Source organism: Dyella telluris (assembly GCF_014297575.1).
Taxonomy (GTDB): domain Bacteria; phylum Pseudomonadota; class Gammaproteobacteria; order Xanthomonadales; family Rhodanobacteraceae; genus Dyella; species Dyella telluris.
On sequence record NZ_CP060412.1, the window covers coordinates 1006494 to 1031040 of the forward strand.

Sequence of the window (24547 nt, forward strand, 5' to 3'; positions counted from 1 at the left end):
CCCCCTGCGCTAGTTTTGCGGGCCATGGCCAAGTCTGCATCCGCCCCCGTCGCCCCCGCCCCCGATTTCGAACACTCGCTGGACGAACTCGAGCAGCTGGTTGCGCGCATGGAGGGCGGGGAGCTGAGCCTGGACGAATCCCTGTCCTCTTTCGAACGCGGCATCGGCCTATATCGTCATTGCCAGCAGGCATTGGAAAATGCCGAACTGCGCGTACGACTGCTGCTCGATCCCGATGCCCCAGATACAGCCGAACCTTTCCAGCCCGAGCTCTGAGCTCGGCGCCCCGCTCAAGTCGCTGATCGCTCGCGCCGAAGAGGCGCTCGTCCGTTCGCTACCCCCGGCCGATACCGCGCCGGTGGAGCTGCATCAGGCGATGCGATACGCCGTGCTTGGCGGCGGCAAGCGCCTGCGCCCGCTACTGGTGTACGCCGCCGGCTTTGCGCTGGGCGAAATCGGCCCGCGCCTGGATGCCCCGGCCGTGGCCGTGGAGCTGATCCACGCCTATTCGCTGGTCCACGACGACCTGCCCGCCATGGACGACGACGCCATGCGTCGCGGCCGCCCCACCTGCCACATCGTGTTCGGCGAGGCCATGGCCATTCTCGCCGGCGATGCACTGCAGGCGCTGGCCTTCGAGCTGCTCGCCCACGAACTGGATTCAGGCGTGTCGCCAGCCAGCTGCGTGGAGATGCTGCGCGTGCTGGGCCGGGCCTGTGGCGCGGACGGCATGGCCGGTGGGCAGGCGCTGGATCTGGCCGCCGTGGGCCGCAAGCTCACCCTGGAAGAGCTGGAGTTCATGCATGCCTGCAAGACGGGGGCGCTGATCCGCGCGGCCGTGCAGCTGGGCGGCCTTGCCGCCGGCGCTTCACCGGACCAGCTTGCCGCACTGGACCGCTACGCCCACGCCGTGGGCCTGGCCTTCCAGGTGCGCGACGACATCCTCGACGTCGAGGGTGAATCCGCCGTGCTCGGCAAGACGGCCGGCAAGGACGCGGCGGCGGACAAACCCACCTTCCCGTCCATCATCGGCATGGAAGCGTCGCGCGAGCACCTGGACCGCCTGACCGGCATCGCGCTGGATGCCATCGCCCCCTTCGGCGAGCGCGCCGCCCCACTGGCCGAACTGGCCCGCTACGCAGCAGCGCGGTTGCGGTAACGCCCGCTCTGAGCGGGTGAAGTTCCGTGCTCAACTTGCGTGCCGCTGACGATGCGTCAACAGCGGACGCACTGGAACGTTGGAGGGTCATACATCCCTCACCCGTTTCGACCGACATGCCGCTTTCCCGCCTCACACGCCGCCATCGTGGTGCCTTCGCGGGCGCCCTCGTTTCGCTGCTGATCGCCGGCGCGGCCCATGCCGCGCAGACACCTGATTTCTCCGGCGCCTGGCGCCTGGACGACCGCAACAGCGACAGCCCCGATGCACTGACCAACGCCCTGCGCATCGAGGCGCGCAAAGAGCAGGCCAGCCAGCAGATCGCACCGGCTTCGTCATCCTCCAGCCCCACGCCACCGGCCGGCGGCCACGGCGGCGGGCGTCACGGTGGCGGCATGGGTGGCGGCGGCATGGGTGGCGGCGGCATGGGTGGTGGCGGCATGGGTGGTGGCGGCATGGGCGGCGGTGGCATGGGCGGCGGCGGCATGGGCGGCGGTGGCCACGGCGGCGGCCACGGCCATCACGGCGATGGCGGTGACAGCAAGCCGGCCAGCACCAGCGACAAGGACCCGATCGCCACCGCGACCTACCCGATGCCTCCCACGCTGAAGACCGATTCCGTGCTGCTGGTGCAGCAGGACGAGAAGACCTTCCAGATCCGCCTGAACAACGGCGACCAACTCACCGGCAAGCTCGATGGGGTGGCGCGGCAGTCGCTCAACGGCAACGCCATGGTGCGCGGCCATATCGACAACGGACAGCTCACGGTGAACATTCGCTATGCCGACGGCACGCAGCTGGACCAGACCTGGGCCGTGACGCCCGATGGCCAGCAGATGGTGGTGGTCGGCGCCTGGAAAATCCCCACGCTGGATCAGCCGGTGACGTTCAAGCGCACCTACGTGGGCCTCCACTGAAACCGTGCCAGGGCGGCAACGCCGCCCCGGCAGCGGGGGAGGCACGCTAGCCGATCAGGCGCAGCGTGTACGGGTAGCGGTAGCGCACGCCTTCGTTGGCGCGGATGGACGCGATGATGGTGAACACCAGCCAGGCCACGCCAACCACCAGCCCAACTGGCATCGCGATCAGCACACCCAGGCCCAGCGTGATCAGGGTGAGCACGAACAGGGCGAAGAACACGATGGCCACGGTGATGTTGAAGTTCAGTGCTTCCTTGCCCTGGTCATTGACGAAGGGCATGGAATCCTTCTTCACCAGCCAGATGATCAGCGGCCCGAGGAAACAGCCCCAGCCCAGCCAGTGGCCGGTGATGATCAAGCCCAGCAAGGAGGAAAGATGGGCGAACATGGCCCACTGGCGCTCCTGCGCTGAAGGAAGATCGGACGGCGGTACGACAGTCTCGGGCGGAACGCTCATGCGCACTTCTCCTGGGTCGTAAAAGCCTGAATCACATCGTCAGCCACAGGCTGACGACCCGATCCTAGCAACTGTGCACCCGGTTTGCCGGGTGCCACTCGTCGCATCCGCGAGCGCGGGCGTTACTCGCCGGCGATGGTCATCTGCTCCAGGAGGATCGAGCCGGTGAGCAGGTGCGATCGATGGTCCACGTCCGCCCCTACCGCCACGATATTTGCGTACATGTCGCGCAGGTTGGCCGCGATGGTGATTTCTTCCACGGGATAGGCGATCACGCCGTTCTCCACCCAGAAGCCGGCCGCACCGCGCGAGTAGTCACCGGTGATGGTGGATACACCCTGCCCCATCACCTCGGTCACCACCAGGCCGGTGCCCATGCGCTTGAGCAGCGCATGGAAGTCGTCCTGGCCCGGTTCAACGATCAGGTTGTGGATGCCGCCGGCATTGCCGGTGGATTCCAGCCCCAGCTTGCGCGCCGAATAGCTGCCCAGCACATAGCGCGCGAGCACGCCGTTCTCGATCAGCGAGCTGTCGCGGGTAGCCACGCCTTCGGCATCGAAGGCGCCCGAACCCTGGCCACGCATGATGAAGGGGCGCTCCACGATGTTCATCCATGAGGGCATGACCTGCTTCCCGGCGTGATCCAGCAGGAAGCTCGCACGGCGATACAGCGCGCCGCCGCTGACCGCGCCGATCAGGTGGCCAATCAAGCCACGTGCCACTTCCGGCGTGAACAGCACCGGGCACTGGCGCGTGGAGAGCTTGCGCGCACCCATGCGCGACAGCGTGCGCTGCGCGGCCTTGTCGCCCAGCGCCTGGGCACTCATGAAATCACTGGCGGCTCGGACGCTGTCGTACCAGTAATCGCGCTGCATGCCGTCGTCGTCGCCCGCGATGAGCGACAGCGACAACGAATGGCGGGTGCCACGCTCGCGGCCGAGGAAACCGTGGGAGTTGGCATACACGGCCAGGCTTTCGCCCGTCTGCACGCTGGCACCATCGGAATTGGTGATGCCGGCGTGGGCGCGGCCGGCGTCCTCGATCTGCTTGCCCAGCTCGATGGCCTGTTCGGTATCGACGCGCCAGGGATGCCACAGGTCCAGATCGGGGAACTGGGTGGCCATGCGCGCTGCATCGGCCAGGCCGGCCGCCGGGTCTTCCTCGGTGTAACGAGCGATGGCGCAGGCCTGGTCCAGCGTGGCCTGGATGGAATCGGGGTTGAGGTCCGCCGTGCTGGCCGAGCCCTTGCGCTGGCCGAAGTACACGGTGAGCCCGAAGCCGCGGTCGCGGGTGTGCTCCACCGTCTCCACCTCGCCCAGGCGCACATTCACGTTCAGCCCCGTGTCGATGCTGGCAGCCACCTCGGCCTGGCTGGCGCCCGCGGCGCGGGCCCGGCGGATCACGTCCTCGGCCAACTGGGCCAGACGGTCGAGTTCGTCGTTGCTGCGGTCCTGGGTGGGGCTGAGCTGGGTCACGTAGATTCCTGCACGAAAACGGGGAACGGGTAGAATACGCGGTCCAAGCCGCGCCCATCCCCAAGATGGGGTCGCGCACCCCAAAGCAAAGAGCGTCGCGGAGCCAAGTCATGTCACTGACAACCGGCATCTACCGCCACTACAAAGGCCAGCGTTATCGCGTCCTGGGCACCGCCCGGCACAGCGAGACCATGGAGGAAGTGGTGGTTTACCAGGCGCTCTACGGCGAGTACGGCCTTTGGGTGCGCCCCGCCGCCATGTTCTGCGAAACCGTGGAACTGGACGGCGAGCCCATCCCCCGCTTCGCCCTGGAGCAGGCCGAACCCGACCTGCTCGACGGTGTCGTGGCGACACCCTGAGCGCAGCCCCACTGCTGGAACCTGATCTGTGAAGCGCAACTACACCAACGACCCCGACCACGACTACGGCCCCACCCGCACGCAGCAGCGCCGCGATGCGCTGGCCGTGCTGGCACTGGCCGTGCAGCTGGTCGAGCTGCCGCAAAGCAAGCTGGCGCGACTGGAACTGCCGGAAGACGTGCAGCGCGAAATCGCCCAGACGCGCCGCATCACCGCGCACATCGCACGCAAGCGCCAGCTGCAGTTCCTCGCCAAGGTCATGCGCCGCCACGACACCAGCGTGTACGACGGCGTGCGCGCCGCTCTGGGTGAAAACCGCGATCGCCAGCGCCAGGAAACGGCGGCCATGCACCGCCTGGAAGCCACGCGCGATCGCCTGCTGGCCGATCCGGACAACGCCATGAGCGACGTGATCGCCAAATACCCGGGCGTGGATCGCCAGCACCTGCGTTCGCTGGTGCGCCAGGCCAAGATCGAGAAGGACGGCAACAAGCCACAGCGCGCCTATCGCGAGATCTACCAGCTACTCAAGGATCTGGCGAGCGGTGGCGGTACGGAAGAGGTCGTCGTCGATGAAATCGACATCGACGGAACGGAAGAGAACGAAGACTGAGGCGGGTTGAGTCGCGCACTGGGTGTGCGACTCCCCCTGCGTCACCCCTCCCTCGGTGTGAACCGATGGCAGGTATCCCGCGGCGACACCCAGCAATCGTGCACTTCGCACAACGCACTCGCTGCGATGCTCGCCCCGTAAGCCGAACCGAACGACCTCAGCCCCGGCATGCGCTGCTCGGTCTCTCGCGGATCATCGCGCCGAAAGCGGCAGCGCTCGCAGCGCGCATCGGGGCTCGCGGCCGGACTCATCCGCCCAGGCCATTCCAGTAGTTGGCAAACACGTGCACCGACAGCACGTAACCGATGACCACGTTCACCACCACGCCCGCCGTAAAGGCCAGCAGCGGACGCCAGCCGGTGGCCGTCAGCGAACGCAGGCGCGTGGTCAATCCGATGCTGAGGAAGCACAGCGTGAACGCCCACGTGCGCAGCGTGCTGATCGGCGCCACCAGATCCGGCGTGACGATCTTTCGATAGTCCGCCAGCGAATAGTGGCTGGCAATCCAGGTCACCAGCGCCGAGGCGATGACAAAGCCGAACACGAACTTCGGAAAGCGCGCCCAGATCTCGCGCGCATCGGCCTTGGCCTGCACGCCACCTTCTGAAGTGTTCCAGCGTGTGGTCGCCACCCAGGCCAGCACAAACGCCCAGATGCCGATCCAGATATCGCGCCCCACCACCTTCATCAGCGTGAAGGCCTGCACGGCCGCGTCAGGTGCACCGGCAATCGCGCCGCCTGCGTTGCGCGCCGCGTCACCATAAGCCTGCGCGGCAGCGACGCCGGCGGCATCGGCGAACTCCGACGTACCGATCCACGCGCCCGCCACCGCCGTCGACAATCCCAGTGCACGCGAAGCGAACGGCAGCACGAAGATCATCACGATGGCCCATACCACCACCAGCGTGATCGCCACCGACGTGTCCTCACGCTTTGCACGCACGGCGCCGCCGCTGGCGATCGCCGCGGAAACACCGCAGACCGCACCACCGACGCCGAGCACCGCGGCGAAACGCTTGTCCAGTCCCAAGGCCTTGCCGGCCAGGAAGATGGTGAAAAACGTGGCGAGCGATACGATCGTCGCCTGCCCCACCGCGACCGGACCTGCCCAGAACAGCAGGGTCAACGGCAGCGTGGCGCCCAGCAGCACGATGCCCACCTTGATGTAGAACTCCACGCGCAGCCCCGACTGGAACCATTCGGGCAAGCGCACCGTGTTCGACACGATCAGCCCGATGCCGAGCGCCAGCAAGGGTGCTTCAAGGTTATAGCGCGAGGCTTCCGTCCACGCCGAGGCAGTGAAGATCAGCAGCGACGCCACGAACAGGATCAGGAAAGCCGGCAGAAATCGTGACAGCGACTGCCCCAGCACGGCGAGCCCGGTGCCGAACAGCAGGGCCAATGCCGCGAACAGCGCGAGGTAATTGGCCCAGTGCCCGACGAAGCCCTGCCAGGCGTCGCCAAGGGTTTTCCACTTGGCGGGCGCCACCGCCAGCCAGTTGAGACTGCTGCCGTTGGCGAACAGCGCCCAGGCCACCACGATCACCAGCAGGCCGATCCATACCGACCACCAGTCTTCATTGGCGAACACGCCCCAGCGTGCAGGGCGCGCCTCCGCCACATGGGCACGGGCCTTGCCCGGCAGAACCTGTGTCGTGTCGCTCATCGCCCAGCCCCTTGCCGAAGAGTGAACCGGACGTATGGACGTCCGGGCGGCCAACGGGAAGAGCCGCAGCGGACACTGTCCGCCGGGCTGGCGTCAAAGCGAAATGAGGTTTGGTTCTATCGATATAGCCGGTGTTGCCGGCCACGACGATCAGTGATCCGCAGCGCCCTGATCCACGAAAGACAACGCCTGTGCGCGCCCGTCGGTTACTTCCTGATCACTCGTATCGGAACGCTCGGATTCGGACAAATAGACGTAGGCTACGGAATACTGGCGATGACGCAGGGCAGCCAGCCCTGCCTCTTTCAACAAGCTGGTCGTGGCTACATCGTCAAATACACGGCGGTAAACCGTCCAGTCGCCGCCCACCGGATCCTTGTGGTCGATCTCCGCCTCGTAAGCTGACATCAGGGGGCGCACCACGTGAAGCAGCGGTTCCTGGGCAATGGACTGTTCCACCTGCGACAGAAGCCATTGCCGCGCCGCGGGCGTTCCGTACCATCGCGTGGCTGTGTACGTCGCCAGTTGGATAACGATGGGGAATTTGTCGGCCTTCGCCTGCAGGCCCTGTTTGACGGCCTGCGCGACATAATCATGGTCGCCAATCGGCGTACCCAGGGAAATCATGCCCGCGTAGGCCGCAGACAACCTGGGGTTCAGACGCACCGCCTTGTCGAAATCGCCACGCGCGCGCTCCATCAGCTTATCCATGGCATCCATTTTTGCCTGTGGCGTGTCCGCCCCTCTGGCATCCCCGCGGGCTGCCCAGCCGAGGTTCTCGTAGTTCCATCCGCTGAGGGCGTACGCATAGGCACTATCGGGCGACTGCTGCTTCCAGGACTCGATCAACACCTGCCGCGCAGCATCCCCGAAGCGGAAATTTTCCATCAGGAACTTCCTGAATGCGGCGGGATGCATCTTGGGGTCCGCTTCCCAAGAGGCAAGACGTTGATCCAGCTCCCTGGCGTGACCGCCACTTATCAGGCGATCGAACTCCTCCAGACTGATGGTGGGTTGCTGGATATAGCGGCAGTAGGCAGTAATGCCTTCGCGCGACCAATGGCTGCCCGGCGGGTCAGGGAAGTCCAGGCAACGCTTCATGGGGTCTTTCAGCGCGTCTGCCTTAGCGGCGGCCGCCACGAAAGCTTTCATGTCCTGCGGGGTGAATACCGTAAAGGGATCGGCGGCTTCCTGCGTTACGGAAGCCGACTGCGGCTTGACCTTCATCGTTGTCGGCGCAAGCAGCTGGGGGCCTGCAACGGCACCACCTGAAAGCGCAAACGTCATAAAGCACAGCAGCGCCGCATTGCGCGACGCACCCTCCAAACGCATCAACCTCATGTCCTGCTCCCCCGGCAAGAAGCTTCCGCCCACTGGCGGAAGCGCGTCAGCCATCGTCACATAGACCGGAACAAGAGGGGAGGCCCCGGGGCGTTGAAACGCCCCGGACAATCGCTCAGGACGCCGTGCCACCCACCGTCATCGCGTCCACCTTCAGCGTCGGCTGGCCCACGCCCACGGGAACGCTTTGACCGTCCTTGCCGCACACGCCCACGCCTTCATCAAGCGCCAGGTCGTTGCCAATCATCGACACGCGGGTGAGCACTTCCGGGCCGGCGCCGATCAGCGTGGCGCCCTTCACCGGGCGGGTGACCTTGCCGTCTTCGATCAGGTAGGCCTCGCTGGCGGAGAACACGAACTTGCCGTTGGTGATATCCACCTGGCCGCCACCGAAATTGACGGCATACAGGCCCTTCTTCACCGAGCGGATGATCTCCTGCGGATCGTGCTGGCCGGCGAGCATGTAGGTGTTGGTCATGCGCGGCATGGGCAGCTGCGCGAACGATTCGCGGCGGCCGTTGCCGGTGGTCGCCACGCCCATCAGGCGGGCGTTGAGCTTGTCCTGCATGTAACCCTTGAGGATGCCGTCCTCGATCAGGGTGGTGCATTCGGTCGGCGTGCCTTCGTCGTCCACGCTGAGCGAGCCGCGACGGCCGACGAGCGTGCCGTCGTCCACCACGGTGACGCCGGGAGCGGCCACGCGCTGGCCAATGCGGCCGGCAAAGGCGGAGCTGCCCTTGCGGTTGAAGTCGCCTTCCAGACCGTGGCCGATGGCTTCGTGCAGCAGCACGCCCGGCCAGCCGGGGCCGAGCACCACGGGCATGCTGCCGGCGGGCGCGTCGACGGCTTCCAGGTTCACCAGCGCCAGGCGAACGGCTTCATCGGCAAAGGCCAGGGCGCGACCGTTCTCGATCAGCTCGCGATAGCCATAACGGCCGCCGCCACCGGCAAAGCCCTGCTCGCGGCGGCTGCCCTGCTCGGCAATCACGGTAACGTTCATGCGCACCAGCGGACGCACGTCCGCCGCCAGGGTGCCGTCGGATGCGGCGATCAACACGGTATCCATGGTCGCCGCCAGGCTGACGATGACCTGCTTGATGCGCGGGTCGCGCGAGCGCGCGTAGGCATCCACTTCGCGCAGGAGGGCGATCTTGTCGGGGTTGGGCAGGCTTTCGACCGGATCGATGGCCGGATAAAGCTGGCGCGCGCCGTTCAACGCCAGCGGCTTGCCGGCGCCGTTGCCGCCCTGGGCGATGGCGCGGGCGGCCCTGGAGGCCTCCAGCAGCTGCGGCAGCACGATCTCGTCGGAATAGGCGAAGCCAGTCTTCTCGCCACTGATCGCGCGCACACCCACACCCTGTTCGATGGAGTGGCTACCGTCCTTGACGATGCCCTCCTCCAGCACCCAGGACTCACTGCGGCTGTGCTGGAAATACAGGTCGGCGGCGTCGATGGAGGGGCCCATCAACTGGTTGAAGACGCGGTCAAGGTCGGTGGCGGCCAGGCCGCCCGGCGACAGCAGGCGACGTTCAGCCTGCGCGATCAGGGAATCCATGAAGTCGATGCCGTATTCAGTAAAAGGGGGACTTTAGCAAGTTGGGGCCGCCAGCCGGGGGTTTAAAGCCTTTTCGCATAGAGCCCCGGACCGCTAGCGGTTAGGATTCGGCCCATAACTATGACGCCCACGTGAAGGATCACCCATGAGCGATACCCCCCGGCAGCCGCTGACCCACAAGGTCATCGACCGTGCCATCAAGGCCCCCATCGGGGAAACCCGCGAGCTGCTGCACAAGGACGGCGAACTCAAGCCGGGCAAGGGCACGGTGAGCAGCGTGATCGCGCTGTCGCTGGGCTTCCTGAGCCTGCTGGGCGTGGTGGCCTTCCATTTCCCCGAATACCTGACCACGCCGGACCTGCGCCACCAGTATTCGGTGGACGTGCTCCGCCAGCTGCTGCTGGCCGCCCTGCTGATCTCGGGCGGCATGTCGCTGGCGAACATCATCCTTGGTCGCTCGCGCCAGCTGAGCATGGTCGCCTTCCTGCTGGTGATCGCGACCACGGCGCTCGGCGGCTCGCGCGTGCCGGTGGGCAATTTTCCGGATCACACGCCGTACATCGGGCTGGACTGGTTCATCCTGGACCTGCTGGGCTCGACGCTGATCTTCGTGGTGATCGAAAAGCTGTTTCCGCTCTACAAGGGGCAAACCCTGTTCCGCAAGGAATGGCAGACGGACCTCAAGCATTTCGCGGTGAACCACTTCATCGTCGGCCTGGCGCTGCTGGTGGTGAACTTCCTGCTGCACCATCTGTTCGGCTGGCTGGTGCGCAGCGATTTCCAGCAGGCCGTGCAACATATCGCCTTCGTACCGCAGCTGCTGTTGTGCATCCTGGTGGCCGACCTGGCGCAGTACTGGACGCATCGCGCGTATCACGAGGTGCCGTTCCTGTGGCGCTTCCACGCGGTGCACCACTCGGTGAAAACCATGGACTGGCTGGCCGGCTCACGCCAGCACATGCTGGAACTGATCGTCACGCGTGTTGCCGTGCTGGCGCCGCTCTACATCCTTGGCTTCAGCGAGGGCGCGATGAATGCCTACATCATCGTGGTGGGCTTCCAGGCCGTGTTCAACCACGCCAACGTGCATCTGCCGTGGGGGCCGTTGAAGTACCTCATCGTGACGCCGGACTTCCACCACTGGCACCACGCCTCCGATGACGAGGCCATCGACAAGAACTACGCCGCGCACTACGCCTTCCTGGATTACCTGTTCGGCACAGCGGTGAAGTCAACCAAGAAATTCCCGGAACACTACGGCGTGGTGGGTGATTACATGCCCGACGGGTTCGTGCGCCAGCAGTTGTTCCCGTTCCGCGGCAGCACCAAACCGCGCGAGCCTGCAAACTGACAAACCACCCTGCAGGAGCGCACTTGTGCGCGACCGCCGACGTCGGCATGACCGATGCGGTCGCGCACAAGTGCGCTCCTACAAGCTCACCGATGTGGCTCAGCGCCCGCTGCTGCTCGCCGGCGCCGGTGCCGTACCGCTTTCAGGCAACACGGTCGGTGTGACCGGCACGTCCTTCTTCTCGATCAGGGTGATCGATGGCTTGTCCCAGCTGCCGGTGATCTTGTAGCGCGCACTGGCAGCGCGATTGATGCCGTGCCCCAGCAGACCCTGTGCAACGAAACCCGCGGCGATACCGATGGGCCCACCGACCACGGCGCCGACCACCGGCAGGCTGTTGCCGGCGTGTGGAATGGCCAGCACCTGCAGGTCGTAATCCTTGGCGCGCACGCCGGTGCGACCGTTGATGGAAATTTCCGCGGCAGGGCTGCGGATCTGCAGGTTGTCGGTGTTTGCGTTGCCGCCGCCGAGCTTGAAGTCGCCGGCAATGGCATCAAACGCCAGGCCCTTTCCGAACACGTCGCCAAAATCGAACGACAGGCGACGCGGCAGTTCCAGCACGGACACCAGACCGAACAGGCGCGCCACGCCAGGGCCCACTTCCGGCATGCGTCCATCGGTGATGTTGATGCTCAGCTTGCCGTCCATGGTGCCCAGCTCCATGGCGGAGGGGGCACCGGGCCACGTGGCATCGAGCTGCGCACGCACTTTGCCGCCGGCGAGCAGGCCGTCGTAACCGAACGCACCAAGCATGTCGCCCAGGTTGTCGGCGGCGAAATCGATGCGCATGTGCGAGTGGCTGTCGCTGGCGCTACCGTTCCAGTCGCCGACGCCGTTGATCTGCACGCCATGCGACAAGGTGCGGATCTGATCGATATGCATGCCGTGATCGGTCGGCCAGGTTTCCAGTCGCGCATCGCCCAGTTTGGAATCGCCGAAGCGCAGGTCGCTCACCCAGAGATGGAACGGTGGCAAGGCAGACGGCGTGATGCCCGTGGCGGCGGGATTGACCGGCGGCGTCGCGGCAGCGCCTGCCGCCGTTGCGGTCGCGGTACCCGCTGCCGTACCGGCATCGGCGGCGGCGCCCGTCTTCTTTGGCGCCGGCGTGTCCTTGGGCCAGTACAGGCGTTGCAGGCGTGCGGTCACGCCACGGCGCCCGAGATCGGCCAGCGGCACATTGAAGCGACCGGCAAGCCCGGCGCTGTCCACGTCCACCACCAGCCCGTCGGCCTGCGATGTCGCCAGCAGATGCATGTTCGCAAATGGATGGCCAAACACCTGGGCCTGGTCGGCGACCACATCGATGCTTTCAAGGCCTGGCCCGTTGGCGCTGCTGCCCGACGCTGCGTACTGGGTCCACCCGGTCACATCCAGCCGTGCCGGGCGACCGCGAATACGGATGCCCTTGTCGGGCACCGCATCGGGCGCCTTGGTGCCGAACACGAAGGTCGCCGCGAGCGTCTGGTTGTCGTTCTGCGGAACACGCATGCGGGCGCGCACCACCTGCCCCACCGCGAGTTGCACGTCACTGCCCTCCATGGGCAGGTTCATCTCCAGATGCAGCGGCAAGGATTCTTCGGCGGACTTCTTCAGCGGCACGGGGAATTCCAGTGCCATGCCGCCCAGCATGGAATCCACGCTGAGCTGCTGCGTGGTGGCCGCGGAACCGGAACCTGCGGTGTTCACGATGTTGAAGCCCACCGTGAAATCGCTGCGGCCGCTCGCCACCTGATTGAGCCAGTCGATCTGCTTATAGCCCTGGGTCAGCTCGGCCATGCTGAAACGCCCCGCCAGCCTGGCCGACAGCACGGTGTTGGGCTGTCCGGTGGCGCCGGCAATGGCCAGGTCAAGCTTGGCCGGCTGTCCGCGGAAGCTGGTATCGAGGGGACCTGCGTGGAAGCCGGCCTTGTCAAAGGTTGCCGGCCCCGTGAGCTTGTCGAGCTGGAGGTTCCACTCCGGCGCGTTGAAATCCATGTCCTTGAGCTGCGCGCGACCGTCGAGGATCAAGTTGCTTGCATCGGCCACCGGCAGGGAAAGGTGGAAGTCGAATGCACCACCGCCGCCCAGCTTCATCTTCGACAGCACGTCGGAATGATGCATGCCGATGGGGCTGCGCTGCACAAAGTCGAGCATGCTTGCGCCGCTGCCGTTACCGCTCACGTTGAGGTCGAGCACGGTGCGGCCGAGCTCCGGAATGACCGCCACCGCATGACTGACCTTGTTGCCCAGCGACTCGCCCTGGCTTACCTCGGCCATCATGCCGCCGTTGATGAAGTTGGCGACCAGGTTGACGTTCTGCGCGTGCGGCCAGTCCCGGCCGTAGGCCAGTTCCAGTCCGCTGATCTCGGCGCGCGCTTCGAAACGTCCTTCATTGTGATGGAAGGGCCAGTCCTTCAGGTCGCCGCGTACCAGCACATCGCCATGGTCGATGTTGCCGTTGACCAGTGCCTGATCCAGCCACTGCACCGCGGCCGGCGCCATGGCATCCACTGGCCAGAACAGCTTGGCGGCGGCCACATCGGCATGTCCGATGGTGGCGTACAGGTCGAGGAACGGGCGGCCACCGGCATTGGGCAACGCCACCTCGCCACGCGCCTCGCCACCGAAGCCGGCGCCTTCGAAATCCAGCGCATCGGTACCGATGTGCAGGGCATCGTCATCGCGCCAGAACGCCACGTCACCGCCAAGCCTGGACATCACGAACGGTTCGCGGAAGCTGTGCGGAAAACGCAACACGGTGGCCTGCGCCGGCAGCGACACCACCATGGCCTGGGTATCGCCACGCAGCACGCCGTGGATGCCGTCGATGCCCGGCAGCTTGCCGACGGCGTTGACGGCCACCTTGTCGAACGCAACGTTGATCACGCGCAGGCCTTCGGCGTGATTCCAGCCCAGCCATGCCTGCGTGATCTCCCCCCGCGGATTGCCGGTGCCAACCCATTGCGCCAATCCCGGTGACAGCTGCGGCTTGAGCGCCAGCCAGGGCACCAGCGGCGCCAGCTGCACGTTGCGCGCGGCCACATCGACGCTGGCCTGGTCGGTGCCCATGCCCTTCAGCACCGCCACCGCGGCGCCACCGTCGTCCGCGGCCCAGCGCACCGTGGTGCCATCCTTGCCGATGGTCATTTCGGCCAGGCCGTCGAGGGCTTCCGCACTGGCGCTGGCGCCATCGGGGTTGCCCAGTTTCAGGTTGTGCAGATGAAACCGGGTCAGGCTGCGCACCACGCGTGCATCACGCCAGTCCAGCCAGCTATCGAACGAGCCCGTGCCACTGTCGGCCGTATAGCCGGCCATATCCACGCCGATCGACATGACATGCAGATCCAGGTCGTTGCCGCTGATCCACAGTTTGCCGTCCGCGCCGTCGTCGCTGAAGTTGCCGGCGCCGCGTAGCTGGCCCGGCGCCCCTTCCCTGCGCAGCAGCGCGCCCACGCGGATACGGCTGCCCTGCCTGCTCAGGCGGAGCTGATCGGCCAGCAGGGTGAAATGGCGGTTGATGTGGTTGTCGGTGATGTCCAGCCGCGTGTCGCTCAGCCACAGGCCGATGGACAACTGGCCGAAGCCCGGCTTCTGCCGTTCCTCGCCGCCGGCAAGGCCAACGCCATTGACGTGCCAGGTGCCATCGGCATCACGGCTGATGTCGAACTGCAGGCCACGCGCATGCAGATTCACCACGTGGCGCGAGGGCAGCAACCAGCCGCCCGGATCGAGCTTGAGTTCCGCTTCGGGAATCCGCAGCGGCGCACCGCTGTCGCCCGCGCCGATGGTGACGCCGCGCATGACAAACAACGGACCCGAGGGTTGCCAGCGTCCCTCCATCGACTGGATGCTCACCGTGCGATGCAGTTTTGCCGCCAGCCGCGTTTCGATCCATTCCGGGTGGTGAGCCAGCAGTGGCAGCAACAGCTGCGCCAGCCCCATCAGCACGGCCAGCGAAATCACGGCCACGCCGCCGACCCAGGCCAGGGCCCGGGCACAGAAATGGGTACGTTTCCACCAGGAGGCGCTCACGACCGGCTCGCGACGTGCGGCAGCTGGCATCGCGTGTTACAGCAAAACCACATCGAACTGTTCCTGCGAGTAATGCTCCTCAGCCTGAAAGCGTATGCTTTTGGAGATGAACTCTTCCAGTTCGGCCACCGCGGCGGACTCTTCCTCCAGGATGCGGCCGACCACCTTGGGGCTGGCCATCACCAGCAGCTTCTCGGTGTTGAACTGGCGCACGGCGCGGGTGATCTCGCGGAAGATCTCGTAGGTCACCGTTTCGGCGGTTTTCAAGGTGCCGCGCCCGCTGCAGGCCGGGCACGGTTCGCACAGCTGGCGCTCCAGGCTCTCGGTAGTGCGCTTGCGCGTCATCTCTACCAGGCCGAGGGCCGACATGGGGTAGACGGTGGTCTTGGCGTGGTCGCGCAGCAGGCCCTTTTCGAGCATGCGCAGCACCTGGCGCCGATGCTCCTCGTCGGTCATGTCGATGAAGTCGATGATGATGATGCCGCCCAGGTTGCGCAGTCGCAGCTGGCGCGCCGCCGCTTGTGCGGCTTCCAGATTGGTACGGTAAACGGTTTCCTCGAGATTCCGCGTACCGACGTAGCCGCCGGTATTCACGTCGATGGTGGTCATCGCCTCGGTCTGGTCCACGATGAGGTAGCCGCCGGATTTCAGCGGCACCTCCTTCTTCAATGCGCGCTGGATCTCGTCCTCCACGCCGTAGAGGTCGAAGATGGGGCGCTCGCCGGAGTAATGCTCGATGCGGTCGTCCAGCTGCGGCATGAATTTGTGCACGAACTTCACGACTTTCTCGAAGGTCTCGCGCGAATCCACCCGCACCTTCTCAATGTCCTCGTTGAGCATGTCGCGCAGGCTGCGCAGCGGCAGCGAGAGCTCTTCATACACGCGCTCGCCGACCTTGGCCTTGGCGATGTTCTCCTGCACCACGCGCCACACCTTGCCCAGGTAGGTGACGTCGAAGGCCAGCGATTCGGCAGTCTGGCCTTCGGCGTTGGTGCGTACGATGTAACCCAGCGGGTTCTCGCCGATGAGCGAATTGAGCACCTCTTTCAGGCGCTGCCGCTCGGGTTCTTCCTCGATGCGGGCGGAGATGCCCAGCGTGCGCGCATGCGGCAGCAGCACCAGGTAACGGGAAGGAATCGACAGGTGGGTGGAGAGCCGGGCGCCCTTGGTGCCGATGGGATCTTTCACCACCTGCACCACGATCTCCTGCCCTTCGTGCACCAGCTCGCTGATCGACGGGGTATGGCCGTTGCCGCCGCTGCTTGCCATGTCGGCGCCATCGGCCCCCGGCAGGGGCAGTCGCACAATGTCCGAGGCGTGCAGGAAGGCCGCGCGTTCCAGCCCGATGTCGACGAACACGGCCTGCATGCCCGGCATCACCCGCTGCACGCGCCCCTTGTAGACGTTGCCCACGTAGCCCCGGCGGGAGGCCCGCTCGACGTGCACCTCCTGCAACATGCCATTTTCGACCACGCCGACGCGCGTCTCGCGTGGGGTCACGTTGATCAGGATTTCTTCGCTCACCAGCAACTCCCATGGGTGGGCGATCTTTATAGCGGCAGGACGCGCACACTGTCGATGCGCATGCGTATCTGTTTTGTGGACGACCGGTGGCGTCGCCAACTGGCGCCCAAATCAAGGGATTTCGTGTACCGGCGAGTGTTCCATTAGGCCGACGCCAGATGGCTCGCTATGCTGCGCGGGATGCCCGATCCAATCCTGCCCGACCTGCTTCAGCCCGGCCTTGCCCTGGTGTTCTGCGGCACCGCCGCGGGGCGCCGTTCGGCCGAGGAAGGCGCCTATTACGCGCATCCGGGCAATCTGTTCTGGCGCGCGCTGCATGCCGTGGAACTCACCCCGCGGCTGTTCGCCCCCGTCGAGTTTCCCCTGCTCCCGGCGCTGGGCATCGGCCTGACCGACCTGGCCAAGCACCACATGGGCAACGACGACGAACTTCCGCGTGGTGCCTTTGACGTCGATGCCCTGCGAGAGCGCATCCGGCACCATGCGCCCCACCTGTTGGCCTTCACCAGCAAGGCAGCCGCCCGTGCGGCGCTGGGACGGGCCACCGGCTATGGACTGCAACCGGAGTGCTTCGGATCGACCCGGCTGTTCGTGCTGCCCTCGCCGTCCGGCCAGGCCCGCGGCCACTGGGATCTCGCCCCTTGGCGAGCGCTGGCCGACGAGGTTCGCCTGCTACCTCAGCCGCGGGTATAACGCTCCAGCGCCTCCGCAAGGTGGTCGAACAGCCGGCGCACACGCAGGCTGGGGCGCAGGTCTTCGTGCATCACTACCCAGGTTTCCAGCGACAACGACAGCTCGACGGGAAACAGACGCACCAGCAACGGATCGCGGCGTGCCAGGTTCGCCTGCACGATGCCGATGCCAAACCCGGCCCGCACGGCCGCCAGCGCGGCCAGGTCGCTGTCTGTGCGCAGCGCGAAATGCTCGCGGCTGTATGGCAGCCCGGCCGGCCGCAGGCGCCGGATATACGGCCTTTCGGTGTCGAAGCCGATCAGGGCATGGCCGGCAAGCGCATCCAGCGACGCCGGGTATCCGTGCGATTCCAGGTATCGGCGATGGGCGAACATGCCCAGTTCGACCCGGCCGACATGCCGGGCCACCAGCGCCTCCTGCGTGGGCTGCACCATGCGGATGGCGATGTCGGCGTCACGCCGCAGCAGGTCCGCCGCCTGATTGGACAGCACCAGTTCCACCACGATGCCGGGATGGCGTTCCCGGAAGTCGGCCAGGATGGCTGGCAGCACCTCCGCGCCGATCACTTCGCTCGCCGTCAGGCGAACCGTGCCGCTCACCTCGCCCTGCCCGGCCGAGGCCGCGCGCTGCAATGCCGCCGACGCCGCGGCCATGGCCTGCGCGTGCGGCACCAGTTCCCGGGCCAGCTCCGTGGGGGCCAGGCCCTGCGGTGAACGCGCAAACAAGGCGGCGCCCAACGTCGACTCCAGCTCGCGCATGTGGCGCCCCAGGCTGGGCTGGGTCATGCCGAGCGCACGGGCGGCCCCGGACAGGCTGCCTTCCCGCATCACGGCGAGAAAGGATCGGTAGAGCTCCCAGCCGGGTTCAATGTCAGCCATGCATATTTGTATAGCAGATCTTCGACATTGGGTAATTTTCTTTGAATCACCGTGGTTCCAAGCTGGCGTCACTCCCCACGAGGATTTCCTCATGCAGACACAGCGAACGGTTCTGGTGATGGGCGCCAACGGCGGCATCGGTCAGGAAGCCTGCCTTGCCCTGCTGCGGCACGGCTGGCGGGTGCGCGCCCTGGTACGCAAGGTGCCGGAAGCAAATCCCGCCATCGACTGGCGCACCGGTGATGCCATGAACCCGGCCGATGTGCTCGCCGCCGCCGCCGGTGTCGACGTGATCGTGCACGCCGTGAACCCGCCGGGTTACCGAGGCTGGGAGCAGCAGGTGCTGCCCATGCTGGACAACACCATCGCCGCTGCCCGGGCCTGCGGCGCCCGCATCGTGCTGCCCGGCACCGTCTACAACTACGGCCACGACGCCTTCCCGCAGCCGCGCGAGGACTCCCCGCAGCACCCCTGCACGCGCAAGGGCGAGATCCGCGCGGAGATGGAGCGCCGGCTGCAGGCAGCATCGGAAGCGGGCACCCGCGTACTTGTTCTGCGCTGCGGAGACTTCTTTGGCCCGCGTGCCGGCAACAACTGGTTCGCCCAGGGGCTGGTGCAGTCCGGCAAGCCGGTCTCGCGCATGACCTACCCCGGCGACTACGCGCTTGGGCACAGCTGGGCCTATCTGCCGGATGTCGGCGAGGCGCTGGCGCGCCTGCTGGATCGCGAGACCGAGCTGGCCCGCTTCGAACGCTTCCACTTCGGCGGCCACTGGCTGGATGGTCACGCCATGCTCGCCGCGATGCGCCGCGCAAGCGGGAACGACGCCATCAAGGCCGGCCGCTTTCCGTGGTGGCTGGCGCAGCTAGCCTCGCCCTTCCACGTGACGATGCGCGAGCTGTGCAAGATGCGCTACTTGTGGCGCGAGCCCATGCAGTTGGACGACAGCAAACTGCGGGCCTTTCTTGGCAACGATCTGTACACACCCGTCGACGACGCGGTGCGCGCAGCGTTGCTCGGCGCGGGCTGCCTGCCCATGCCCTCGACCGACGGCATGGCGCACGCGTGATGCCGGTCAGTCGATCGGCGTGTGGCGGTATTTGACGACGTCGCGCTCCATCACCACCGACGCCTTGTTCGACCACGACTGGCGGATATAGGTGACCACTGCGGCGACGTCCGCATCGCTGAGCTGCTGCGCGAACGGCGGCATGGAGTACGGACGCGCATTGCCCTGCGTCACCGGCGCGAACCCGCCCAGCAGCACCACGCGCGTGGCATTGATGCCGGTGGGTTCGTTGACCGACGAATTGCCGCTGAGTGGCGGATAGATGCCGGCCACGCCGTTGCCGTCCTTGCCATGGCAGTCCGCGCAACGTTCGCCGTACACCTTGGCGCCCTGGGCGAGGATGGCGCGCGTATCCAGCGGCGAGGATTCGGCGACCACAGCGGGCCGCGCCGGCAACGACTTCAGATAGACGGCCATCGCGCGCAGATCGTCTTCATGCATGTGCTGCGTGCTCTGCGTCACCACTTCCGCCATGGGGCCAAAGGCGGTTCCGCGCGACGACGTGCCGGTCTTCAGCAGATCGACGATGTCCTGCTCGGTCCAGCCGGCAAGCCCGCCGTTGGCCTGCGTGCTGAGGTCCGGCGCGTACCAGTTCTGCACGGGAATCTGCCCACCCGCCAGCGAAGCCTTGCCCTGCTGGCCGCCCAGCGAATCGCGCGGTGCGTGGCACTCGTTGCAATGGCCAAGGCCCTGCACGAGATACGCACCGCGGTTCCACGCGTCGGACTGGGCGGCATCGCGCTGGAATTCACCTTCCTGGAAATACAACGCACGCCAGGCCTTCAGGCTGCTGCGCACGCTGTAGGGAAAGTCGAGCGACGGCGCCTGCGCGGGTGCACGCACCGGCGCCAGGGATTGCAGGTACGCAAAGATGGCCAGCGCATCGTCGCGCGACACCTTGGTGAACGAGGTGTATGAAAACACCGGATAGAGGAATTCGCCGTGGCGACCCTTGCCACTGTGCAGGGCCTGCCAGAAATCCTCGAAGCTCCACTGGCCCAGGCCGGTGTCGTGATCCGGCGTGATATTGGGCGAAGGGATGTTGCCGAAGGGCGTGGGCAGCACGCGGCCACCCGCGTAACGGGCGCCGCCTTGCGCCGTGTGGCAGGAAGCGCAATCGCCAGCGAGGGCGAGGTATTCACCCTTGGCAATGAGTGCCGGGTCCTTGAGCGCAGCAGCATCCACCTTGCTCGCGGACGGCGACACCGGTTGGCGCGTTTCACTGCGGAACAGCCACCAGCCGCTGGCGATCAGCAGCACGGCGATGACGATGAGTGCGATGCGCTTCGCCATGAGTCAGCCTCCGTTGCCCAGCACGCCGCAGTGAAGCGGCGGCGTGACGCTACCCGCCGCTTGCGCGTGCATGTCCGCTGGCAGCTCGCGGCTGGCCAGCCACGCCGACACTGCAGTGATGTCCGAATCACTCAGGCGATTGGCGATCTCCGACATGCAGTCCGGCGCGACAGTGGCGCGGGTTTTCGTGCGCCACGAACCGAGCTGGGAACTGATGTAGTCGTAGGGCAAACCGACCAGCCCCGGAATATCCGGCTGCACGCCGGTGAGCTGGCTGCCGTGGCAGGCTGAGCAAGGGGGAATCTGCCGCGCCGGGTCGCCATGCATTACCAGCGTTTCGCCGCGCTGGCGCACTCCAGCGGAAACGTTAGGCACCGGCGAACGTGCGTAAGGCACGTCCTGCGCCGCGAAGTAATCGGCAATCTCGTGCATGTATTCGGGGCTAAGCGGGCGCACGGTGTATTCCATCGGACCGTACTTGCGCAGGCCATCCTGGAAGTCCTTCAGCTGTCGCGCGAGATAACCCGCAGGCTTGCCGGCAAGGCGCGGAAAGAATCCGCTCGAGGGCGTGCCTTCGCCGTGCACGCCATGACAGGCGGTACACGCGGCAATGCGCTGCTGCAGGGTGTCGGGAACATCGGGGTGCGGCGCTTCCTGCGCGCTCGCCACCGTTGCCTGCGCGGCGAGCAGCAACAGCAACCACGCGCCCAGCACACGACCCACCTGCGACCACTTCGCTGAGAGGCTCTTCATGTTTCCCCTACCTACGGCGCCGTGGCGCAACCACAGGTTCAAGGTGCGCCGGAACGATGGCCCCGATTATAGGCATGCACCTCGCGCCGACAGCGTCAAACCGGCTGCACAGTCGGCGGCGACATCTTGTCGCACAAACGGTTGCGATCAGGCCGACACGGAGCGAATGGCAGGGACGAAGTCGTGCACAGGCGTATCCGCGCGCAGCGCATCGTGCAACAGCAGGGTGACGCCCAACTGATCCTCGCTCTCCCGCTCGTGCACCATGCCGCCATAGATCAGCGCGCGATCGCGCACCGTGGCCATGCCCTGCCCGTTGGTGCCAAGCAAGGCCACCAGCTGCCGCCACTCGGGCACCGGCCGGCCGCGCAGCGAGGGCACCGCCCGTCGGGCCGTCATGCGCAGCACCACCCAACGACGGCCGTGCGTGCAGCCACCGCGGATATGCACGCGGATATGCCTTACCGGCTCGCGCGCCAGCAGGTAGACCATCACCTCGCAGGTCTGCCGGTAAAGCATCATGTGCACATCGGGCGCGAGCTGGTTGAGCCCGTTGCCGGTCAGCGTGCATCGGTAGTCCGCACCGACCAGCGACGCCGCCTGCAACAGCGGGCCGTCCAGGAAGGTGGCTGCCAGCCCGTGTTCGCGCCATGCGCGCGGATGCAGCGTATCGGCGAGTCGCTGCATCTCCCGTTGGGTCAGGTCGAGATGACGGGCGTAGCTTTGTTCCATGTTCGCCGGCAGCACGGGGCGCAGGCGATCCATCATCCGGCGCTGGCCATCGCGCATGGACTGGCCAAGCTGGTCGAGCGATTCGGCCACGTGACGCAGCCGCAGCTCTTCCTGGTAAAGCCCCTGCTGGGCCAGTCGGAAACCACGCAGCATTTCCTCGTGCTCGCCCTTCGGCGGAGCCACCGGCGATGGCAACGACACGCGCGCACCGAGCATGATCAGGCTGGAAACGGCAAAGGCGATCAGCGCCTGTGCCTGGATGATGGCCGGGTCGCGCGCCACGGTCATGGTCAGCTCGATGGCAATGCTGGCCAGCAGGCCGCCCAGGGCCGCACCCTGCCAGCCACGCCGCATGGTGAGCCAGGCGGCGGGCAGGAACATGGCCAGGCGCGCGATGGCCATGACTTCATCGCCATGGCTCTCGGAGGCCAGCCAGATCAGCAGCAGCAGCGGCGGAACCACGCCCCGGGCGCAATCGACAGCGACCGCACGCCGGATGGCGGAAAGCTCCGGCGATGTCGCCCGCGTGCTCCAGCTGAGCCACGCAAAGACCGGCGGAACCACCGTCAGCGCACCCAGATAGCTGCCCAGGAAATACTCCAGCAGGATGTGGATGCTGATCACCGGCGGATGTTCTGGCGGCTGCACCGTAAGCACCGCCAGCGTGCCGGTATTGATCAGCGCACTGATGACGGCAGCGGCGAGCACGGCCGTCATGAGCGAAGTCACATTCACCTGGCCGCCACGGTAGACGGGAACCCGCCAGCGCAGCCAGGCAAAGACCGGCGTACTCAGCAGGATGGGCGGCACCGACATCGCCACTGCCCACAAGGTGCCAAACCTTTCATGGCTGTCCCAACCCAGCCATGCCAGCGGCATGCCCTCGCCCACGCCCAGGGCCAGCCAGTACCGGGGCGGCACCAGCAGCAGGCACAGCACGCGCAGGCCCGCGACCAGATTCCAGTGCGAGACCGAAACGCATCTCAGGAGCGAGTAACACGTTGCATAGGCAAGCGCCACGCCAAGCTGGCACAGCACCGCATGCAAGGTTCCGCGCCTCCCGGCGCCGATCTTCCCTTTCGTTCCCGTGACCATCGAGTAGTGCCAGACCCCTGTTTGGATGACGCGGTGCATCGGCCGCCCGCAACGGCGGTGTGATCGGATGACGGCGCGCTGACGATTGTCGCAGGAAAATACTTACATCACGCGTTGCGCTGCGTCAGCCATCCGTCTCGCCTCCCAAGCCATGCAAAAAGAAAGCCCGGCGAGGCCGGGCTTCAGAAATCGGGTCGAATGGGGGCGCTTCAGGCCCCCATGGGCCCAGCCGACTTGCGCACGATCAGCATGGCCAACTCCAGCGACTGCTCATAATTGAGCCTCGGATCGACCATGGACTTGTAGGCACGGTCCAGGTCCGCCTCGCTGAGGTCACGGGCGCCGCCCATGCACTCGGTGACATCCTCGCCGGTCAGCTCCAGATGCACGCCGCCCAGGCGCGTGCCCGATGCCGCGTGGATATCGAAGGCCTGGTCCAGCTCGCCGCGGATATTGTCGAAGCGACGCGTCTTGTAGCCATTGGACGTCGTTTCGGTATTGCCGTGCATCGGATCAGCCACCCACAGCACCCGCCGGCCTTCGCGCTTCACTGCCTCGAGCAGGGCGGGCAGCGCGCGACCGATGGCGCCGTTGCCCATGCGATGGATCAGGGTGAGGCGACCCGGCTCTTCCTCGGGATTGAGGGCATCGATCAGCGGCAGCAACTGGTCCGGCGTCACCGACGGCCCGATCTTTACCGCGACGGGATTGCGAATGCCCCGGAAGTACTCGACATGGGCGCCATCCAGTGCGGCCGTACGCATGCCGATCCACGGGAAGTGCGTGGACAGGTTGAACCAGCCTTGGTGGCGCGGGACCTGCCGGGTCAACGCTTCCTCGTAGTGCAGCAGCAGCGCCTCGTGGGAGGTGAAGAAATCCACCCGTGAGAAACCGGCGATAGGCCCGGCCAGCGTCTCCATGAAGCGCAGCGAATCACCAATGGCCGTGACCATGCGGCGGTATTCCGCGGCCAGCGGCGAATGCTCGACCCAGGCCAGATCCCAGTATTCCGGGTGGTGCAGGTCGGCGAAGCCGCCGTCGATCAGCGCACGCACGAAATTCATGGTGAGCGCCGAATGTGCATGCGCCTGGATCAGGCGTTGCGGATCCGCGCGGCGCGCCTCGGGCGTGAACTCGGGGCTGTTGACCAGGTCACCGCGGAAACTCGGCAAGGTCACGCCGTCCCGGGTTTCCGTATCGGTGGAGCGCGGCTTGGCGTACTGGCCGGCAAAGCGGCCCACGCGCAGCACGGGCTTCTTCAACCCGTGCACCAGCACCAGGCTCATCTGCAGCAGCACCTTGAGCCGGTTGGAGATAATGGGGCTGGTGCAGTCAGCAAAACTCTCGGCGCAATCACCGCCCTGCAGCAGAAAGCGCTGTCCTTCCTGGGCTTCGGCCAGAGCCTTCTTCAGGGCCACCACCTCCCAGGAGGTCACCAGCGGCGGCAGCGTGGCCAGCTGACCGGTGGCACCGGCCAGTTCGGTGGCGTCTTCGTACAAGGGCTGCTGCAGCGCCTGGCGGGCCTGCCAGCTACGTGGCGACCAGTCGTCGCTGGGTGGCGTGGTCACGGGGGACATGGGCATGGCATGGGACATGGAAACAG

General features: G+C 66.2%; 20 protein-coding genes. 8 read left to right on the top strand and 12 right to left on the bottom strand.

The window, feature by feature from the left end:
* The first annotated feature begins 24 nt into the window (after positions 1-24).
* The 3 genes from H8F01_RS04645 (at position 25) to H8F01_RS04655 (ending at position 2076) form a co-directional block, all read left to right on the top strand.
* Entirely contained in the window at positions 25-276 is a 252-nt protein-coding gene (locus tag H8F01_RS04645; protein ID WP_187057888.1) for an exodeoxyribonuclease VII small subunit, read from the top strand.
* Positions 236-1159: a polyprenyl synthetase family protein gene (locus H8F01_RS04650; RefSeq protein ID WP_187057889.1), complete on the top strand. Its 924-nt coding sequence runs from the start codon at positions 236-238 to the stop codon at positions 1157-1159. The genes H8F01_RS04645 and H8F01_RS04650 overlap by 41 nt, the downstream gene beginning before the upstream one ends.
* 116 nt (positions 1160-1275) lie before the next feature.
* Positions 1276-2076, top strand: coding sequence for a hypothetical protein (locus H8F01_RS04655; RefSeq protein ID WP_187057890.1), 801 nt, complete (start codon positions 1276-1278; stop codon positions 2074-2076).
* Positions 2077-2122: 46 nt separating this feature from the next.
* Here the strand turns inward: H8F01_RS04655 and H8F01_RS04660 are convergent, their stop codons facing one another.
* Together H8F01_RS04660 and pmbA are read right to left on the bottom strand one after the other, a co-directional pair.
* Positions 2123-2536, bottom strand: coding sequence for a DUF4870 domain-containing protein (locus H8F01_RS04660; RefSeq protein WP_274380583.1), 414 nt, complete (start codon positions 2534-2536; stop codon positions 2123-2125).
* Positions 2537-2658: 122 nt separating this feature from the next.
* The gene (gene pmbA / locus H8F01_RS04665; RefSeq protein WP_187057891.1) at positions 2659-4011 is read right to left on the bottom strand and encodes a metalloprotease PmbA; all 1353 of its coding nucleotides are present in this window, start codon (positions 4009-4011) and stop codon (positions 2659-2661) included.
* Between the two features lie 110 nt (positions 4012-4121).
* Between pmbA and H8F01_RS04670 the strand changes: the two genes are divergently transcribed.
* Together H8F01_RS04670 and yjgA are read left to right on the top strand one after the other, a co-directional pair.
* The gene (locus H8F01_RS04670; protein WP_187057892.1) at positions 4122-4370 is read left to right on the top strand and encodes a DUF1653 domain-containing protein; all 249 of its coding nucleotides are present in this window, start codon (positions 4122-4124) and stop codon (positions 4368-4370) included.
* Positions 4371-4398: 28 nt separating this feature from the next.
* Positions 4399-4983, top strand: coding sequence for a ribosome biogenesis factor YjgA (gene yjgA / locus H8F01_RS04675; RefSeq protein ID WP_187057893.1), 585 nt, complete (start codon positions 4399-4401; stop codon positions 4981-4983).
* Positions 4984-5230: 247 nt separating this feature from the next.
* Here the strand turns inward: yjgA and H8F01_RS04680 are convergent, their stop codons facing one another.
* From H8F01_RS04680 to tldD, 3 genes are all read right to left on the bottom strand, one after another.
* Positions 5231-6649, bottom strand: coding sequence for a YeiH family protein (locus H8F01_RS04680; RefSeq protein ID WP_187057894.1), 1419 nt, complete (start codon positions 6647-6649; stop codon positions 5231-5233).
* Between the two features lie 150 nt (positions 6650-6799).
* Positions 6800-7990 carry a DUF4034 domain-containing protein gene (locus H8F01_RS04685; protein WP_187057895.1) on the bottom strand — a complete coding sequence of 397 codons (1191 nt, stop codon included), beginning with the start codon at positions 7988-7990 and terminating at the stop codon, positions 6800-6802.
* A 115-nt stretch (positions 7991-8105) separates the two neighbouring features.
* A complete protein-coding gene (gene tldD, locus H8F01_RS04690; RefSeq protein WP_187057896.1) occupies positions 8106-9545 on the bottom strand; it encodes a metalloprotease TldD in 1440 nt (479 codons plus the stop codon).
* A 145-nt stretch (positions 9546-9690) separates the two neighbouring features.
* On the opposite strand from tldD, the gene H8F01_RS04695 reads away from it, so the two are divergent.
* Positions 9691-10896, top strand: coding sequence for a sterol desaturase family protein (locus H8F01_RS04695; RefSeq protein WP_187057897.1), 1206 nt, complete (start codon positions 9691-9693; stop codon positions 10894-10896).
* A 99-nt stretch (positions 10897-10995) separates the two neighbouring features.
* Here H8F01_RS04695 and H8F01_RS04700 read toward each other — a convergent pair whose 3' ends face one another.
* Together H8F01_RS04700 and rng are read right to left on the bottom strand one after the other, a co-directional pair.
* Positions 10996-14907 carry a YhdP family protein gene (locus H8F01_RS04700; RefSeq protein ID WP_238481150.1) on the bottom strand — a complete coding sequence of 1304 codons (3912 nt, stop codon included), beginning with the start codon at positions 14905-14907 and terminating at the stop codon, positions 10996-10998.
* A gap of 36 nt (positions 14908-14943) precedes the next feature.
* The gene (rng, locus tag H8F01_RS04705) at positions 14944-16431 is read right to left on the bottom strand and encodes a ribonuclease G (protein ID WP_187057899.1); all 1488 of its coding nucleotides are present in this window, start codon (positions 16429-16431) and stop codon (positions 14944-14946) included.
* Positions 16432-16611: 180 nt separating this feature from the next.
* Between rng and H8F01_RS04710 the strand changes: the two genes are divergently transcribed.
* Positions 16612-17124, top strand: coding sequence for a mismatch-specific DNA-glycosylase (locus tag H8F01_RS04710; RefSeq protein ID WP_238481151.1), 513 nt, complete (start codon positions 16612-16614; stop codon positions 17122-17124).
* On the opposite strand, the gene H8F01_RS04715 is transcribed toward H8F01_RS04710, so the two are convergent.
* Positions 17109-18002, bottom strand: coding sequence for a LysR family transcriptional regulator (locus tag H8F01_RS04715; protein WP_187057901.1), 894 nt, complete (start codon positions 18000-18002; stop codon positions 17109-17111). The genes H8F01_RS04710 and H8F01_RS04715 overlap by 16 nt on opposite strands.
* A gap of 91 nt (positions 18003-18093) precedes the next feature.
* Between H8F01_RS04715 and H8F01_RS04720 the strand changes: the two genes are divergently transcribed.
* Positions 18094-19071, top strand: a complete 978-nt coding sequence (locus H8F01_RS04720; protein WP_187057902.1) for an NAD-dependent epimerase/dehydratase family protein — start codon at positions 18094-18096, stop codon at positions 19069-19071.
* A gap of 6 nt (positions 19072-19077) precedes the next feature.
* Here the strand turns inward: H8F01_RS04720 and H8F01_RS04725 are convergent, their stop codons facing one another.
* The 4 genes from H8F01_RS04725 to H8F01_RS04740 all read right to left on the bottom strand — a co-directional run bounded on the left by H8F01_RS04725 (position 19078) and on the right by H8F01_RS04740 (position 24539).
* Complete coding sequence (locus H8F01_RS04725; protein WP_187057903.1) at positions 19078-20364, bottom strand: cytochrome c; 1287 nt, start codon at positions 20362-20364, stop codon at positions 19078-19080.
* Positions 20365-20367: 3 nt separating this feature from the next.
* Positions 20368-21117 (bottom strand): c-type cytochrome, encoded by a 750-nt coding sequence (locus tag H8F01_RS04730; RefSeq protein WP_187057904.1) that lies wholly within the window; start codon positions 21115-21117, stop codon positions 20368-20370.
* A 147-nt stretch (positions 21118-21264) separates the two neighbouring features.
* Positions 21265-22887, bottom strand: coding sequence for an MASE1 domain-containing protein (locus H8F01_RS04735; RefSeq protein ID WP_238481234.1), 1623 nt, complete (start codon positions 22885-22887; stop codon positions 21265-21267).
* Between the two features lie 266 nt (positions 22888-23153).
* Positions 23154-24539, bottom strand: coding sequence for a class II 3-deoxy-7-phosphoheptulonate synthase (locus tag H8F01_RS04740; protein ID WP_425490076.1), 1386 nt, complete (start codon positions 24537-24539; stop codon positions 23154-23156).
* Between the last annotated feature and the right edge of the window lie 8 nt (positions 24540-24547).

Excerpts from the sequence above, each read along its gene's own strand:
- H8F01_RS04645 (WP_187057888.1), top strand. The coding sequence starts at position 25 with ATGGCCAAGTCTGCATCCGCCCCCGTCGCCCCCGCCCCCGATTTCGAA.
- H8F01_RS04650 (WP_187057889.1), top strand. The coding sequence starts at position 236 with ATGCCCCAGATACAGCCGAACCTTTCCAGCCCGAGCTCTGAGCTCGGC.
- H8F01_RS04655 (WP_187057890.1), top strand. The coding sequence starts at position 1,276 with ATGCCGCTTTCCCGCCTCACACGCCGCCATCGTGGTGCCTTCGCGGGC.
- H8F01_RS04660 (WP_274380583.1), bottom strand. The coding sequence starts at position 2,536 with ATGAGCGTTCCGCCCGAGACTGTCGTACCGCCGTCCGATCTTCCTTCA.
- H8F01_RS04670 (WP_187057892.1), top strand. The coding sequence starts at position 4,122 with ATGTCACTGACAACCGGCATCTACCGCCACTACAAAGGCCAGCGTTAT.
- H8F01_RS04680 (WP_187057894.1), bottom strand. The coding sequence starts at position 6,649 with ATGAGCGACACGACACAGGTTCTGCCGGGCAAGGCCCGTGCCCATGTG.
- H8F01_RS04685 (WP_187057895.1), bottom strand. The coding sequence starts at position 7,990 with ATGAGGTTGATGCGTTTGGAGGGTGCGTCGCGCAATGCGGCGCTGCTG.
- tldD (WP_187057896.1), bottom strand. The coding sequence starts at position 9,545 with ATGGATTCCCTGATCGCGCAGGCTGAACGTCGCCTGCTGTCGCCGGGC.
- H8F01_RS04695 (WP_187057897.1), top strand. The coding sequence starts at position 9,691 with ATGAGCGATACCCCCCGGCAGCCGCTGACCCACAAGGTCATCGACCGT.
- H8F01_RS04710 (WP_238481151.1), top strand. The coding sequence starts at position 16,612 with ATGCCCGATCCAATCCTGCCCGACCTGCTTCAGCCCGGCCTTGCCCTG.
- H8F01_RS04715 (WP_187057901.1), bottom strand. The coding sequence starts at position 18,002 with ATGGCTGACATTGAACCCGGCTGGGAGCTCTACCGATCCTTTCTCGCC.
- H8F01_RS04720 (WP_187057902.1), top strand. The coding sequence starts at position 18,094 with ATGCAGACACAGCGAACGGTTCTGGTGATGGGCGCCAACGGCGGCATC.
- H8F01_RS04725 (WP_187057903.1), bottom strand. The coding sequence starts at position 20,364 with ATGGCGAAGCGCATCGCACTCATCGTCATCGCCGTGCTGCTGATCGCC.
- H8F01_RS04730 (WP_187057904.1), bottom strand. The coding sequence starts at position 21,117 with ATGAAGAGCCTCTCAGCGAAGTGGTCGCAGGTGGGTCGTGTGCTGGGC.
- H8F01_RS04740 (WP_425490076.1), bottom strand. The coding sequence starts at position 24,539 with ATGTCCCATGCCATGCCCATGTCCCCCGTGACCACGCCACCCAGCGAC.